The organism is Citrobacter sp. VF227, assembly GCF_052950715.1.
Window position 1 is genome coordinate 1 of the sequence record NZ_JBRFVF010000250.1, and the last position, 520, is coordinate 520.

A 520-nucleotide genomic window follows, 5' to 3' on the forward strand; every position below is an offset into this window, starting at 1 on the left:
GGCGTCCTACTGATCGATCCTCTGGTGACATTGCAGCCCGGGTTCTGGCTGTCGTTTGGAGCGGTGGCGGTTCTGGCATTGGCGTTCTCGGGGCGGCTCGGCTCATGGCGCTGGTGGATGGCCCTGACCCGAGCGCAGTGGGCGGCCACCCTTGGTCTGCTTCCGCTGTTGCTGGCCCTCGGACTGCCGGTAAGTGCGAGCGGGCCGCTGGCCAATCTGCTTGCCGTACCCTGGGTGAGTCTGACCGTGCCCTTTGCGTTGCTCGGTACGCTCCTGCTGCCCCTGGCCGGGGTTGGCGAAGCGCTGCTGTCGGTGGTCGGCTATTCGCTGGCATTGCTGTTCGACGTCCTGGCGGCGATAGCCAATTGGCAACCCGCCTGGATTGCGGTCGGCCTGCCCGTCTGGGCGCTGGCGTTAATCGGGCTGGGCGTCCTGTTGCTGTTGCTGCCCGCGGGTATTCCGCTGCGTTCGCTGGGTTTGCTGCTGCTATTGCCGCTGGTATTCCCGCCTCGTGTGGAGG

The 520-nt window shown here is 66.2% G+C and carries 1 protein-coding gene; it reads left to right on the top strand.

What is annotated here, in order from left to right; all coding sequences use genetic code 11:
• Positions 1 to 12 precede the first annotated feature (12 nt).
• A partial coding sequence (locus tag ACU8YC_RS26160; protein ID WP_446896139.1) for a ComEC/Rec2 family competence protein occupies positions 13 to 520 on the top strand: 508 nt, incomplete at its 3' end.